At 68.7% G+C, this 14,801-nt stretch carries 13 protein-coding genes and 1 pseudogene; 10 read left to right on the plus strand and 4 right to left on the minus strand.

Annotated elements, in window-relative coordinates; translation table 11 throughout:
- Positions 1 to 10: 10 nt before the first annotated feature.
- From ABD225_RS00545 to ABD225_RS00575, 7 genes are all read left to right on the plus strand, one after another.
- Positions 11 to 1,003, plus strand: coding sequence for a LacI family DNA-binding transcriptional regulator (locus ABD225_RS00545; protein WP_344079699.1), 993 nt, complete (start codon positions 11 to 13; stop codon positions 1,001 to 1,003).
- Positions 1,004 to 1,206: 203 nt separating this feature from the next.
- On the plus strand, positions 1,207 to 2,229 hold the full coding sequence (locus tag ABD225_RS00550) for a zinc-dependent alcohol dehydrogenase family protein (protein ID WP_344079702.1): 1,023 nt from the start codon (positions 1,207 to 1,209) through the stop codon (positions 2,227 to 2,229).
- Between the two features lie 82 nt (positions 2,230 to 2,311).
- Positions 2,312 to 3,079, plus strand: coding sequence for an ATP-binding cassette domain-containing protein (locus tag ABD225_RS00555; RefSeq protein WP_344079705.1), 768 nt, complete (start codon positions 2,312 to 2,314; stop codon positions 3,077 to 3,079).
- Positions 3,076 to 4,149: an ABC transporter permease gene (locus ABD225_RS00560; RefSeq protein ID WP_344079708.1), complete on the plus strand. Its 1,074-nt coding sequence runs from the start codon at positions 3,076 to 3,078 to the stop codon at positions 4,147 to 4,149. The genes ABD225_RS00555 and ABD225_RS00560 overlap by 4 nt, the downstream gene beginning before the upstream one ends.
- 14 nt (positions 4,150 to 4,163) lie before the next feature.
- Positions 4,164 to 5,252, plus strand: coding sequence for an ABC transporter substrate-binding protein (locus tag ABD225_RS00565; RefSeq protein WP_344079711.1), 1,089 nt, complete (start codon positions 4,164 to 4,166; stop codon positions 5,250 to 5,252).
- Between the two features lie 118 nt (positions 5,253 to 5,370).
- The gene (locus ABD225_RS00570; RefSeq protein ID WP_344079714.1) at positions 5,371 to 6,771 is read left to right on the plus strand and encodes an FGGY-family carbohydrate kinase; all 1,401 of its coding nucleotides are present in this window, start codon (positions 5,371 to 5,373) and stop codon (positions 6,769 to 6,771) included.
- Positions 6,772 to 6,783: 12 nt separating this feature from the next.
- Positions 6,784 to 7,671 carry a hypothetical protein gene (locus ABD225_RS00575; RefSeq protein ID WP_344079717.1) on the plus strand — a complete coding sequence of 296 codons (888 nt, stop codon included), beginning with the start codon at positions 6,784 to 6,786 and terminating at the stop codon, positions 7,669 to 7,671.
- Positions 7,672 to 7,752: 81 nt separating this feature from the next.
- Here ABD225_RS00575 and ABD225_RS00580 read toward each other — a convergent pair whose 3' ends face one another.
- Positions 7,753 to 8,220: a formate--tetrahydrofolate ligase gene (locus tag ABD225_RS00580; RefSeq protein WP_344079720.1), complete on the minus strand. Its 468-nt coding sequence runs from the start codon at positions 8,218 to 8,220 to the stop codon at positions 7,753 to 7,755.
- Between ABD225_RS00580 and ABD225_RS18635 the strand changes: the two are divergent.
- A pseudogene (locus ABD225_RS18635) lies at positions 8,120 to 8,566 on the plus strand (Ig-like domain-containing protein); the annotation flags it as partial. The gene ABD225_RS00580 and the pseudogene ABD225_RS18635 sit on opposite strands and share 101 nt — an antisense overlap.
- Positions 8,567 to 8,663: 97 nt before the next feature.
- The gene (locus tag ABD225_RS00585) at positions 8,664 to 9,287 is read left to right on the plus strand and encodes a chitobiase/beta-hexosaminidase C-terminal domain-containing protein (RefSeq protein ID WP_344079723.1); all 624 of its coding nucleotides are present in this window, start codon (positions 8,664 to 8,666) and stop codon (positions 9,285 to 9,287) included.
- 18 nt (positions 9,288 to 9,305) lie between these two features.
- Here ABD225_RS00585 and ABD225_RS00590 read toward each other — a convergent pair whose 3' ends face one another.
- Complete coding sequence (locus ABD225_RS00590; RefSeq protein ID WP_344079726.1) at positions 9,306 to 10,343, minus strand: glycerophosphodiester phosphodiesterase family protein; 1,038 nt, start codon at positions 10,341 to 10,343, stop codon at positions 9,306 to 9,308.
- The gene (locus ABD225_RS00595; RefSeq protein ID WP_344079728.1) at positions 10,343 to 11,131 is read right to left on the minus strand and encodes a maleylpyruvate isomerase family mycothiol-dependent enzyme; all 789 of its coding nucleotides are present in this window, start codon (positions 11,129 to 11,131) and stop codon (positions 10,343 to 10,345) included. The genes ABD225_RS00590 and ABD225_RS00595 overlap by 1 nt, the downstream gene beginning before the upstream one ends.
- 26 nt (positions 11,132 to 11,157) lie before the next feature.
- Between ABD225_RS00595 and argG the strand changes: the two genes are divergently transcribed.
- On the plus strand, positions 11,158 to 12,573 hold the full coding sequence (argG, locus tag ABD225_RS00600) for an argininosuccinate synthase (protein WP_344079731.1): 1,416 nt from the start codon (positions 11,158 to 11,160) through the stop codon (positions 12,571 to 12,573).
- A 141-nt stretch (positions 12,574 to 12,714) separates the two neighbouring features.
- On the opposite strand, the gene ABD225_RS00605 is transcribed toward argG, so the two are convergent.
- A complete protein-coding gene (locus tag ABD225_RS00605) occupies positions 12,715 to 14,718 on the minus strand; it encodes a GH32 C-terminal domain-containing protein (protein WP_344079734.1) in 2,004 nt (667 codons plus the stop codon).
- Positions 14,719 to 14,801: the final 83 nt, after the last annotated feature.

Here is a 14,801-nt window from a genome sequence, read left to right on the forward strand (position 1 = left end):
GGAGGCGACGATGAGCACGATGCGGGAGGTCGCTGCGCGCGCGGGCGTGAGCGCCAAGACCGTCTCGCGGGTGTTGCGCGGCGAGGGCTACGCCTCCGAGGACGCCCGCGCCCGCGTCCTCGCTGCCGTCGACGAGCTGAACTACGTCCCCAACCTGCTGGCGGTCACTTTTCGCGCAGGACGCGATGCAGCGGTCGGAGTCGCGGTGCCGGACATCGCCGATCCCTATTTCGCGGAGATCGTGCAAGCGGTGGAATCCGTCGCGCGCCAACGAAATATCGCGGTCATCGTCACGAGCTTGGGCTATGACGGGAGTCGCGAGCAGGCAGCTGTCGAAACGTTGCTCCAACGGCAGGTGCTCGGCCTGATCGCGTGCCCGGTCTCAACGGACCAGTCCTATCTGAAGTCGTGGCTGCTGCGGACGCCGGTCGTCTTCGTCGACCGGTCACCAGGGCGGATCACCGCCGACAGCGTGATCGAGGACGACCGCGGGGGAGCCTATGAGGCCACCACACACCTGATCGGCCACGGGCATCGACGGGTCGCCTTCTTCGGCGACCCCCCGACTGTCACCACCACGGCAAAACGGCTCGAGGGCTACTTGGCAGCGCTCGACGACGCCGGCATCCCGCGCGACGACGACCTCGTGCGTGCCGAGGTCACCGATGCGGGCTCGGCGGCAGAAGCGGTTCGCGGGGTCGGTGCCCTGTCCCGGCCCCCGACGGCGATCTTCTCCTCGAACGCTCGGTGCACTCTTCGCCTGATCCCGGCACTCGCCAATGCAGCGGGTCCCAGGCTGGCGGTCGTGAGCTTCGGCGACTTCCCGCTCGCCGACGCTCTCACGCCACCGGTCACCGTCATCGATCAAAACGCGAGCGCGCTCGGTGCCTTCGCCGCCGAGAGGCTCTTCGCGCGCATCGCCGATCCGGACAAGCGGATGCGCCGCCGCACGGTGCTCCCGGTTCACCTCATCGAGCGGGAGTCCTGCCGGCTGGATATCTGATCGCCACCACCCCCGGGGATGGGCGAGCCGTGGCACCCCCCTCGCATGACACCGGTGACACATCTTTCGAAAAAAACTTGTATGTCACCGGTGACACATCGCCACTCAGTGCTCTAGTCTCGGGCTATCGGGCCGGTCGACGACGACCACATCGTCGTCGATCGCAGGTCGCCGCCCGACATTCGTGACAGGCAGGAGTTGCCATGAAAGCAGTCGTCTACGACGCACCTGAGGTCTATGCGGTGCGGGACATCGACGTGCCGTCGGTCGGGCCTGGGGAAGTGCGCATCAAGGTCATCCAGGTCGGCATCTGCGGAACGGACCTGCACATCCACCACGGTGACTTCAACGCGGTCTTTCCGTTGATCCCGGGCCACGAACTCGTCGGCACGGTCGACGAGATCGGTGAAGGCGTGACCCGAGTCGTGGTCGGCGAGCAGGTGACGGTCAACCCCAATGTGCACTGCGGCAACTGCGACTACTGCCTTGCCGGCCGGCTCATCCTGTGCCCCAATCTCAAGGGGCTGGGGAGCAACTTCCCGGGATTCTTCGCCGAATTCGTCACTGTCCGAGAGGATCTCGTCTTCTCGGTCGATGGCATCGAACCCGACACTGCGGTGTTCACCGAGCCCGCTGCCTGCGCCATGCACGGCCTGGAGAGTCTGGCGATGCGCCCGGGTGGCTCTGCGCTCGTCTTCGGAGCCGGCCCGACCGGACTCCTCCTGGCGCAGCTCATCAAGTCAGGAGGAGCCACGTCGGTCACCGTGGCGGCGCCGACGGCATACAAACTGGACACCGCGACCGCGCTCGGGATCGACAAGACCGTCCTCATCGACCGCGGCGACATGGAGGCCAACAAGGCCGCCCTGCTCGAGGCATCCGGTGCCGACGGCTATGACTATGTCATCGAGGCCACCGGCTCCACCGATGTCTTCGACATCTGTGTCCCCCTCACCCGCAACGGGGGCACGGTCCTCGTCTACGGCGTGACCACCGCCGAGGAGACTGTCAGCTTCCACCCCTTCGACGTCTTCCGCCGCGAGATCACCATCAAGGGATCGTTTGCGGAGATCACGTCCTTCGGCGCAGCGATCAATGCGCTGCGCGCCGGGCGGGTGCGCACCGACGGCATCATCACCCACCGCTTCTCGCTCGATCAGTACGCCGAGGCTCTCGACGCCGTGGCCAACGATCGCTCCGCGCACAAGGTCGTCATCCACCCCTGACGCCGCGCTACCGGGCGCGCCCACCAGCGAGCCCATCACCACACCCCGGGCGACCAGCCCATCAACGCACAGGTGGTTAGCAATGACGCAACCCATACTCGAAGCGCGACAACTGTCGCGCAGCTTCGGCCACGTCCGGGCCTTGATCGACTGTGATTTCGATATCGCACCCGGCGAAGTCGTCGCGATCATCGGCGACAACGGCGCGGGCAAGTCCACGCTCGTCAAGGCACTGACCGGCAACCTCGCCCTGGACTCCGGAGAGATCTTGTTCGAGGGCCGACCGGTGTCGATCAACACTCCGCAAGAAGCGACGGCGCTGGGCATGGAGGTCGTCTATCAGGACCTGGCTCTCGCCCCGCACCTGAACCCGGTCCAGAACATGTACCTCGGGCGGGAGATCCCCCGCAAAGGCATCCTCGGCAAGCTCGGGTTCATGGACGAGAAGTCCATGACCGAGGCCGCACGGAACAGCTTCGCCGAGCTCGGGGGCACGGTGCGGTCGATGACCGCCCCCATCGGCTCGATGTCGGGTGGCCAGCGACAGCAGGTCGCCATCGCCCGGGCGATCAGCTGGGCCGACAAGATCGTCTTCCTCGACGAGCCCACCGCGGCCCTCGGTGTCGTGCAGACCCAGAACGTCCTCGACAGCATCAAGCGAGTGCGCGACAAGGGCATCGCCGTGGTCTTGATCTCGCACTCGATGCCGCACGTGCTCGAGGTCGCCGACCGGGTGCAGGTGCTGCGCCTGGGGACGCGCGTCGCCACCTACAACGCGGCCGACACGAGCGTCGAACAACTCGTCGGCGCCATGACCGGCGCCCTGGACAAGAAGGGGGACGCGGCATGAGTGTCGTCACCCAGCCCGACGATGTCGCCGTCGTCGATCCGTCCGAGGGGTCCGGCACGCTCGGCAAGCGCCTGGCCAACACCCAGTCGGTGTGGATCCTCGGGGTCCTGCTGGCGATCGTCGCCTTCTTCTCGATCGTCGCGGGCAACAAATTCCTCTCGGCGTCGAACTTCTCGCTCATCTCCCAGAACGTCGCCGTATGGGCGGTGCTCGGGGTCGGGATGACCTTCGTCATCATCACCTCCGGCATCGACCTGTCGATCGGCTCCGTGCTCGTCTTCTCCAGCGTGGTCGCCGCCAAGGTGATGGAAGCGGTCGGTGGGCAGGGCTGGGGCACGGCCCTGGTCGGCATACTGTCCGCTCTTGTCTGTGGCGTGCTCTGGGGCGCCCTCAACGGGGTCCTGGTCGCCAAGGCGAAGATCCCCGCGCTCATCGTCACCCTGGGCACCTTGTCGGTCGCCCTGGGCCTGGCCCAGGTGATCACCGACGGCATCGACGTGCGCTCGGTGCCCGAGGCGCTGACGGACTTCAACACCTATATCAAGATCGCCGGCATCCCGACGCTGCCCTTCATCGCCCTCATCGTGCTGATCCTGGGCGGGATCTTGTTGCACCGCACCAAGTTCGGTCGCTACACGTATGCCGTCGGGTCCAATGAGGAGGCCGCGCGTCGGGTCGGCGTCAAGGTCGACCGGCACCTCATCGCCATCTATGCGCTCTCCGGCTTGCTCGCGGGCTTTGCCGCGATGATGTCGCTGGCGCAGTTCGGCACCACGACGATCGCCGGCCAGTCGCTGACCAACCTCAATGTCATCGCGGCAGTCGTCATCGGCGGTACCTCGATCTTCGGTGGCGAGGGCTCGATCTTCGGCACCATCGTCGGTCTGTTCATCCCCGCCGTCCTGCAGGCCGGCTTCGTCATCATCGGCGTCCAGCCGTTCTGGCAGGGCGTCGCCGTCGGCACCGTCCTCGTGGCCGCCGTCTATATCGACCAGTCCCGCCGAGCCGCCGCCCTGCGTGGCGCCAAATCCACCTCCCGGCTGGGCGCACTCCTGCGCCGGAACAAGTGAAAGGAATAACCCCTATGAAGCGCTTCAGCGCCAGCACCTCCGCAGGAGCCGTCGCACTCCTAGCCCTCGCCACCGCGGCCGGTTGCAGCAATAGCAAGCCGGCCGAGACGGTCACTGTGAGCGCCGGTGGTGGCACCTCCGCGTCCGCCTCCGCTTCGACGTCCGCGTCGGCATCCGCCTCCGGCGACACCGGTGGTGCCGCCAGCTCGATCACCGCGCCCGCCAAGGCATCGAAGAACTACAACATCTCCTTCATCCAGGGCGTCGCCGGCGACGAGTTCTATATCTCCATGCAGTGCGGCATCGAGGCCGAGGCCGAGAAGCTCGGCGTCACGGTCAACACCCAGGGCCCGCAGAAGTTCGACCCGACCCTGCAGAAGCCCATCGTCGACTCGGTCGCCGCGGGCAAGCCGGACGCCATCCTCATCGCCCCGACCGACGTGACCGCGATGCAGACGCCGCTCGCCGCGGCGGCCGCCGCCGGGACCAAGATCGTCCTCGTCGACACCACCTTGAACGACCCGTCGATCGCCGTCACCGGCATCGCCTCGGACAACCTCGGTGGCGGGAAGGCGGCCTTCGAGGCGATCCAGCAGCTCAAGCCCGAGGGCGGCAAGGTCATGGTCATGTCGACCGACCCCGGCATCTCGACGGTCGACGCTCGTGTCAAGGGCTTCGAGGAGGCCGTCAAGACCGACTCGAAGTTCGAGTATGTCGGCGTGCAGTATTCGCACAACGACCCGGCGACCGCTGCCCAGCTCATCAGCGCGCAGCTGCAGAAGGACCCCGACATCGTCGGCGTCTTCGCGGCCAACCTCTTCGCCGCCGAGGGCACGGCGACCGGTCTGCGCCAGGCCGGCAAGGCGGGCGCCGTGAGCGTCGTCGGCTTCGACGCCGGCCCCAACCAGGTCAAGGCGCTCAACGAGGGCACCGTCCAGGCCCTGGTGGCGCAGCAGCCGGCGACCATCGGTCAGTACGGCCTCGACGCCGCCGTGACCGCGCTCGACGGCGGCACCGTGCCGCCGCTGGTGCAGACCGGCTTCAGTGTCATCACCAAGGAGAACGTCGACGGCAACCCTGCCATCTACCAGTCCAAGTGCTGACGACCCACTGAACGGCCCGATCCGGGTGGGTGCTCCGCTTCGCGCGGCACGCCCACCCGGCGCCGGTGCCCGGGATGATGACGGCACGTCTCGACTCGACCATCACGGGAGGTAGGTCATGACCCAGTCAGCGCCGGCCTCGTCGAGATGGGTCGCCGGTCTCGACCTCGGCAGCACCGGCGTCAAGATCCTGGTGACCGACGAGGCGGGAACGCAGCTCCTCGCGCTGCAGCGGCCGACCCCCTGGCAGCACGGCCCGGGTGGCACAACGGAGCTCGAGCCCCGGGCCCTCCTCGACACCCTGGCCGGTCTCCTCGACGAAGCGGCCTCGCGGCTCGACGATCGCCCGGGCTGCGGCCGGGTCGAGGCGCTGGCCATCTCGGGCATGGGCGAAACCGGTGTGCTCGTGGACTCGCAGGGCAGTCCACGATCCGCGGGCATCGCCTGGTTCGATCCGCGGGGCGCGGAGCAGGTCGCCGCACTGCCGGAGACGCTGCGCGGCGACTTCGCGGGGCGGACCGGTCTGCCGCTGGGGGTCCAGGTCTCGGCGGTCAAACTGCTGCACCTGCGTGACAACGGCGTCCCCCTGACCGGATGCCGGTGGTTCAACCTGCCCGAGTATGTCGCGCTGGCCCTCGGTGGCACATCCGCCGGCGAGCTGTCGTTGGCCTCGAGAACCGGTCTGCTGGATCAGGATTCGGGGCAGTTGTGGTGGGAGCTCGCCGACCATCTCGGGGTGGGTGACGACTTCCTGCCGCCGATGGTGACCTCGGGCACCGACACCGGCGCAGTGGCGGCCGCGTGGGCCCCGCCGATGTTCGCCGGGGCGCGGTTGACCGTCGCCGGACATGACCACCTGGTGTCCACTGTGGCCGGCGGGGGCCTCGACCCGGACCGCTATCTGGTGTCGATGGGCACCGCCGAAGTGCTGCTGCGCGTGCTGGACGAGCCGATCCCGTATGCCGCGCGCGCCCACCTCGCCGGCTATCTGATCAACTGCGTGCGGCATATCGTGCCGGGGCAGTATGCCGTCGTCGCCGGCGTGAAGACCGGCCTGTTGATGCGCCGGGCGCTGCAACTGGCGGGCATTTCCGACCGTGCGGGCCGGGACACCCTCGATGCGGCCGCATGTGCCATCCCGCTGGAAGGCCTCCTGCCACGGGACGCTATCGAGGTGCGCGGCGCTCGCAACGACGACGGCGTCCTGTCGCTGACGGTGCGCGGCGACGGTGCCACGCCAGCCGAGCTCTTCAATGCCGTTCTGCGACACGGCAACGACGAGATCGTCCGCCTCGTCGAGGTGCTGGACGGCGTCATACCGCCGGCTCGCTCCACAATCCTCACCGGCGGCTGGGCCGGCATGGCCAGCGTCCGCCGGGCCCGGTCCCAGGTGCTTCCCGGCCTGGAGGTGTCCACGCGGGGTGAGGACACGGCGTACGGCGCCGCCCGGATCGCCGCCCGACTACTCACCGACCAGACCGCGCCGCCACCGGCGCGCACACCGCATACCACCCTCTGACAGGAGAATCCCATGACCACCATGACCACCATCGAACGCCGTGCCCTGCAACGGATCTCGACCCCTGCCGGGCACATGCTCATCGTCGCCGCCGACCAACGCAACAGTATGAAGGCGGTCATGGCCGACGCACCTGCGGGGGCGGACTCGGTGACCACGGAGCAGCTCGTCGACGCCAAGGCCGACCTGGTGCGCCACCTCGGCAACGATGCACCGGCGATCCTGCTCGACCCCCAGGTGGCTCTGCCCGCTGTCGTGGACGACGGGGTGCTCGCCCGAGGCTCGGCGCTGGTCGTCGGGATGGACCAGTCCGGGTATGAGACGGTCGACGGGCTGCGGTTCACCCGCCTCGTCGAGGGGGTGACGCCCCGGACGGTGCGCGACCTCGGCGGCGATGCGGCGAAGATGCTGTGGTATGTCCGGCCCGACCGGCAGGACGCCGATTCCCGTGTGGGGCAAGAGATCCGGGACCTGACGGCTGCGTGCGCGGCCGAGGGCGTGTTGCTGATCGTCGAGATCCTCACCTATGGCCTCGAGGGCGAGAGCGAGGAGGACTACACAGCCGCCTTCCCCGGCTTCATCGCCGATGTCGCCCGGCTGAGCGTCGAGTGCGGCGCCAAGGTGCTCAAGCTGCCCTACCCGGGATCGGCCGAGGCGTGCGCCGCGGTCACCGAGGCGGCCGCGGGCGTGCCGTGGGCGGTGCTCTCCGCGGGCGTGGATCACGAGACCTTCATCGAGCAGGTGCGCACCGCCGTCGCCAATGGCTGCGCCGGCGCCATGGCAGGACGGTCGCTGTGGAAGGACAGCCTGGCCGTGGATCCCCAGCGTCGCGCCGACCTGCTCACCGAGCGCGCCCTGCCGCGCCTGCGCGAGCTCGCGACCGCCGTCGACGGAGCCTGACACCAGATCGTCACCTCGACACCAGATCGCCTGGTTGACACCCCCTGCAACGGGTGTCGACCCGGCGATCTGGTGTCGAGGTCAGCTCAGTCCGGTGATCTCCCCGTCCACGAGGTCGATCTTCTCGGCGTTCGGGTGGCTGGACAGGCCAGGCATGGTGCGCATGTCACCGCAGATGGCATAGACATAGCCGGCGCCCGCGGCGGCGCGGACCTCGCGCACCGGTAGCCGCCAGCCGGTCGGCGCGCCGAGCAGCGCCGGATCGTGTGAGATCGACAGGTTGGTCTTGGCGATGACGACGGGCAGGCCACCGAACCCGAGCCGCTCATACTCCGCCAGCGCCTTCGCTGCCGGGGGTGCGATGTCGACGCCGTCCGCGCCATACACCTGCTTGGCCACGGCCTCGATCTTGGCGACCAGGTGGGCCGCGTCGTCGGCCGACAACTCGGTGATTCGTGGCACGGTCGACCTGACGGCACAGGCCGATGACGCCGGCGGCGTGGCGAAGGTCGAGTTCTTCGCCGGCGGCACTCCGGTCGGCACCGCCACCAGCGCCCCCTACACGGTTTCCTGGGACACGACGGCGGTCCCGGACCGGACCCTCGGCATCGACGCCCGCATCACCGACCGCGCGGGGAATGTCACGGTCACGACGGCCCGCATGGTGACCGTGGCCAACGACAGCCCCGTGGACACCACGCCACCGAGCGTGGTGCTGACCTCGCCGGCGCCGGACGATGTGCTAAACGGCCAGGTGACCTGCGGCGCCGAGGCGAGCGACGACGATGCGATCTCCTATGTGCAGTTCGCCGTCGACACACAGCTCGTCGCCACGACGAGCTCGGCACCGTGGGAGGTGATGCTGGACTCATCCGCCCTGCCCGACGGGCCCGCGACGATCACCGCGACCGCGGTCGACCGCACGGGAACGCCGCCACGTCGGACCCCGTCACCGTCACGGCGCCAATCTCGCGAGCGATGTCACGCCGCCGGTGAGCACCGCCACCTGTGGCGGGACCGCCTGCCCCACGACCTGGGTGGCGTCCGGCCAGAACGTCCGGCTGGCGGCGCTCGACTCCGGATCGGGGGTCGACGTCATCCGCTATACGACGGACGGCAGCGAGCCGACTATCAGTCATGGCACGACCTACGACTCTCCCCTCTCCATCGGCTCGAGTGCCACCGTGCGCTACCGGGCCTACGACAGGGCCGGAAACGCGGAGGAGGTCCACACCCTCGAACTGCAGGTGGACACCGTCGCGCCGTCCCGGGCGGTCATCACGGCGCCGGTCGCGGGAGCAACCGTCACCGGCACCACGGCGATCACCACGTCCGTCGCCGACGATGTCGGCGTCGTGCGCGTGAAGTTCTGGATCGACGGGGTCCAGGTGGGGTCGCGAACCAGCGCCCCTGCAATGGCTCTGGGACACCCGCACCGCCGCCGTGGGTTCGCACACCCTCCAGGTCGCGGCGCTCGATGCGGCCGGCAACTACCGCAAATCCCCCGTGGTCACCGTGACCGTGACGCGCTGATCGAGGCGGGCCCTCCCGCGGCGCCACCGCGCACCCGCGACCCGGCCTGTCGAGTGAGCGCAACACGCCGAGTTCTCACGTGAGAACTCGGCGTGTTGCGCTCACTCGACGGCCAGGGTGGCCGTGAAGACCCGGTCGGAGTGGTCGGTGATGACGGTGTCCAGGCCGTGCTCGACGTATGCCGTGACGAGGCCGGCCAGGTCGCCGAGCGTGGCCGGGTCGTCGCCGAGGCGGAAATCCGCGGGCAGGAAGGCGTTCTCGGCGCGGAAGGTCCAGCAGTCCAACCGCAGACCGGCCGCCCTGGCGTCCGCGAAGAGCCGCCGCGGCGCGCCGAGCCGAGCACCCGGCATACCGGTGAACAGCGCGTGGCGGCCGGGCCCGACCGCCTCGGCGAGGTCCCGGACACGCGCGAGCCCGGCGGGGGTGGTCAGCTCGCCGTAGGTGGCGCCGTCCTCGCCCGGCACCACCCGCTCGGAGTCCTCCTCGACGAGGAAGACCATCCGGTTCTTGATCCCGCGGCGGCGTAGGTCACGCAAATGGGCCAGGTCGAAGCTCATGATCTCGACCGGGGAGTCCGGCCCCGATCCGCCGGCGGCCTCGAGGTCGGCGATCAGCCGCTCCTCGACGGCGTGACCGATCGCGGCGAAGTGCACCGGCGACTTGACCTCGAGGGCGAGGCCCACCTCACGATCCATTTCCTCGGCCAATCTCGCTCGCAGAGAAAGGATCTCGGGGAGGGCCGGCACGTCGTACCGCCCGTCGTGTTCGGTGCCGCGCAGCCCCGGCAGGGGTTGGCGCGCCCGCAACTCGCGCACCTCGGCGAGGGTGAAGTCCTCGGCGAACCATCCGGTGTGCGTCACCCCGTCGATCACGGTGGTGGTGCGGCGATCGGCGAACCGTCGCCGCTGCGCGACATCGGTCGATCCGGACAGCTCGTTCTCGTGCCGGGCGATCAGATGCCCGTCGGCCGTCGGCACGACGTCGATCTCGAAGGCGTCCGCGCCGAGCCGGATGCCGAGTTCATAGGCCGCCAGGGTGTGTTCGGGCAGATATCCGCTCGCTCCGCGGTGGGCCACCACCCTGGCCGCCCGGGTCGGCGGAGGCGCGGGATCGACGGGCAGCCCCCGACTCGGCGCCATCAGACGGCGAAGGTGCGCAGGAGCGAGAGGACCTCGGCGCCGCCGGGGCCGGACGCGGTCACCGAGGAGGCGGCGGGGTCGAGCCGGCGCGCCCCGATACGGCACAGCTCGCCGGCACCGCCGGAGAGGACCACGTCGGCGTCCTCAGGGGAGATCGCCCAGTGCTCGCCCACGGGTCCCGTGGCCTCGATCCGGACCACCGGGGCGGCCCGGCCGTCGACAGCGCAGGCGTAGGGCAGCGTCGCGTGCGCGAGCCACAGGATGTGCCGCAGGCGGGCCGTGTCGGGATGGTCGCGCCCCAGCGGCTCGGCGATGTCGAGCGCGTGCGCCCAGTGTTCGGCCAGGCGGGTCGTCGCCAGCGTCGTCGGCCTCAGCAGATTGGTCACCCACTGCACCTTCCGCTTCGGATCGGCGGCGCGCAGGGCACCGAGGGCGGCCACCCGCGCCGACTCCCACCGCCGCCGCACGCTCTGGGCGTCGGCGCGCTCGGTCTCGACATAGGCGTCCATCGCCGTCTCCACCGTGTTGCCGAGCCGGGTCCAGTCGACGGGGGCGTATGCCGTGCCGCCGGTGACCGCGCCGACGACGGCCTCCTCGCACTGCGCCAGGTGCAGCACCACATCGGTCACCGTCCAGCCCGCGCATCGCGACGGGGCGCGCCAGTCTTCCGGGGGCAGCGCATCGAGCAGGGCGGCGAGCTGCTCCTCCTCCGCGGCGAGGTCGGCGTAGACGTCCACGCCGCCATTGTCGCCGACCCGCGCACCATCCGGACGGTGGGCGCACGGCATACGTGGGGCTCATTAGGCTGGGCGCCGTGTCCAAAGTCCTGACTTCACTTCCCGTGGGCGAGCGCGTCGGCATCGCCTTCTCCGGCGGCCTCGACACCTCGGTAGCGGTGGCCTGGATGCGCGAGAAGGGCGCGATCCCGTGCACCTATACCGCCGATCTCGGGCAATATGACGAGCCGGAGATCGACACCGTGCCGGGGCGCGCGGGGCAGTACGGCGCCGAGATCTCGCGGCTCGTCGACTGCCGCAGCGCGCTGGTCGAGGAGGGGTTGTCGGCGATCGCGTGCGGCGCCTTCCATATCCGCAGCGGCGGCAAGACCTACTTCAACACCACCCCGATCGGGCGCGCGGTGACTGGCACCCTGCTGGTGCGCGCGATGCACGAGGACCAGGTCTTCATCTGGGGCGACGGGTCGACCTTCAAGGGCAATGACATCGAGCGGTTTTACCGCTACGGGCTGCTCGCGAATCCGGCGCTGCGGATCTACAAGCCGTGGCTGGACGCAGAGTTCGTCTCCGAGTTGGGCGGGCGGCACGAGATGAGCGCTTGGCTGACCGAGCGCAAGCTGCCTTATCGCGACAGCCAGGAGAAGGCCTACTCCACGGACGCCAACATCTGGGGCGCCACGCACGAGGCCAAAACCCTTGAGCACCTTGATGTTTCGCTGGAAACGGTGGAGCCGATCATGGGCGTCAAGCACTGGGACCCGTCGGTCGCTATCGATGCCGAGGACGTGACGATCACCTTCGTGCAGGGCCGGCCGGTCGCGATCAATGGGCGCGACCTGTCGCCGGTGGACCTCGTCATGGAGGCCAACGCCATCGGCGGCCGCCACGGGCTCGGCATGTCCGACCAGATTGAGAACCGCATCATCGAGGCCAAGTCGCGCGGAATCTATGAGGCGCCGGGGATGGCGCTGCTGCACGCGGCATACGAGCGGCTCCTGAATGCCGTGCACAACGAGGACACCGTCGCGAACTACCACGCCGAGGGCCGCCGCCTCGGACGGCTGCTGTATGAGGGCCGCTGGCTCGACCCGCAGTCGCTGATGCTGCGCGAATCGCTGCAGCGGTGGGTCGCCTCCGCGATCACCGGCCAGGTCACGCTGCGCCTGCGGCGCGGCGATGACTACACGATCGTCGACACCCGCGGCGAGAACTTCAGCTACCACCCGGACAAGCTGTCGATGGAGCGAGTCGAGGACGCGGCTTTCGGTCCGGTGGACCGGATCGGCCAGCTGACGATGCGCAATCTCGATATCGCCGACTCCCGCGCCAAGTTGGAGTTGTATGCCGCCCAGGGCCAGCTCTCCGGCGGCCACCAGGTGCTGGTCGGCAGGCTGGAGTCCGGCGGCGCCGCCCAGATCGCCGAGAACACCTCCGTCGACGCCTCCGCCGACGACGCCCTCGACGCCGCCGCCATGGAGTTCGGCACCGACTGACGCCTCCGCCCGGGTCACGTCACACCCGGGTCACGTCACACCCGTCACAGGTTTTCCTCCCGGTGCCAGAAACCCTTTGTTTGTGTCAGATTCTTTCCGGCACAAACAAAGGGTTTCTGGCATCGGGCGGGAAACCTACACCTAGCCCCCGCTCACGAACATCGACGGCGCCAGCGGCGTGATCGTCAGGGAGTCGAGGCGAGCCGAGCCGCCCTCGGCGAAGATGCCGATCCGGTCGCTGCCAGCAGACGGGAAGACCTGATCGGTGATCGTGGTCCTGCCACCCTGGGCGAAGACCTCCACGGACGAGCGATCGAGGTAGATGCTCAGCGTCAGCTTGCCGTTGACCAACGCGACCCGGGCATCATCGATCGACGGGAAGGAGCCGTTGAAGTCGACCTTGCCGCTCTTGGTCCGGTCGACGTAGAGCCGTCCGGTGCTCACGTCATAGCCGATCACTGTGCGCTCCGAACCGTCCGCCGACGCGTGCACGGTCAGCCCAAGCTTGTTCGCGGTGCCCGGGCGCAGGACCGCATCGATGCGGGCCAGGCCGGTCCGCTTCGGCAGCACCACGGGACCCGAGAAAGACTGTGCCGCAGCGGCATACGCCTGCCCGGAGAGGGCCAGGTCACCGGCCTGCGGAACGACGCGAGAAACGATGCGCGGCCCGGCTGGGGTCTTGGCGAGCCAGACATTGCGCGGCAGCGACATGGCGCTGCGCCACGGCGAGGTCGGGATGTCGTTGGCGTAGTCCCAGTTGTTCATCCAGCCGATCATCACCCGCTTTCCAGCGGGGACGTCATTCCACGAGACGGCGGCGTAGTAGTCCCGGCCATAGTCGAGCCAGTCGTAGCTCTCGGCACGCGAGGGCGCCGGACTGTCGCCGAACCGGAACTCGTCGGCCAGGATGTGGCCCCAACCGAAACGGTTGTTGTCGACGATCTCAAGGTGAGCGGTCTTGCCGGCGAATGGCCGCAGATCGAAGGACTGCCAGTCGAGGTACTCGCTGTTCGCGCCAGTCGCGCTCGCGACGACTTCCCCGTCGACGACGAGATTGACCGCCGTCTCATCGGAGCGCGGCGTGGCGGCTACCTCGCCCATGACCACATGGTCGAGGGTCAAATGCCCCCAACCGCCGCCCGTCTTGTCCCACACCCGAAGCTGCGCCTGACGCCCGCGCAGATCCGACACATCCCAGGACTGCCAGTTCAAGGACCCACCCTCAGGGCCGGTCAGTCGGCGAACGACCTCGCCGTCGACCAGCAATTGCACCTCGAGACTGCCGTCAGTGCGCTTGCCGCCTCCCACGAGCATGCTCAGATGGTCGCCGGTGACCTCGAAAGCGGGTGAGGTCATCGTGCCCTGGTTGTCGTCGCCGCGCGGCCCGCCCTCCCAACTGTTGATGCGCTTGCGACCGATGTAATAGTCGCCGCCTGCGGTCGAGGGATTGCGCCATGGCTCGGTGGCGAAATCGCCGGTCATGGACCAGCCGGTGTCCGCAAGGGAGGTGCCGTCGGGGAACTCGAAACCGTCCCACAGCAGCGTGCCCGCCGGCGGGTCATTGGCCAACTGCCCGCCCGGAACGTGCGGGTGGTTGCCGCCGCCGACCAGGAAGTTGAGGTATGCCGAATCGACCGTGAATTCCGGAGACGTCATCTTCCCCAACGGCCAGTCGTGGTCCAGGAAGCCGTTGACCAGGCCATTGCCGATGAACCCACTCACGGGGTTCTGGCCATCGAGGGTGCCAGTCGCGGGCGCGGAGCCCCACGGACCGTTCTTCCAGTTGCCCGGCTCGTTCTCAACCGTCCAGTCGCCATAGCTGCCGTCGTTGAAGTCGGCGAACGAGCGGCCCGGCGGTAGGGAATCCGCCGTCACGGTGGTCTCGGAGGTGAAGCGCTCGCCGTCGAAATCACCGACGAAGTACTGCCCGCCGCTCCCGCCGTTGACCGCGCCGGGATTGATGTTGACGACCATGACCCACTTGCGCGTCGATGTGCCCTGCACTCCGAGCTGGAAGAGGTCTGGGCATTCCCATTGCCCGCCAACGGCATTCGCGGGGCCGAAGTCACTCAGGTAGGTCCAGTTCTTCAGGTCTGTCGACTTGTAAAGCAGCACGCGGTGCTCGAGTGCCTCCACGGCCGCCATGACCCAGTAGGTCCCCTGCTATGCGTCTGACTTAGATCGGCATCTGGCTGGGAAATCAGCCCACAGGTTGGCGGCGTGCCTGA

The sequence above is a fragment of the Nostocoides veronense genome, from assembly GCF_039531185.1.
Classification (GTDB): domain Bacteria; phylum Actinomycetota; class Actinomycetes; order Actinomycetales; family Dermatophilaceae; genus Nostocoides_A; species Nostocoides_A veronense.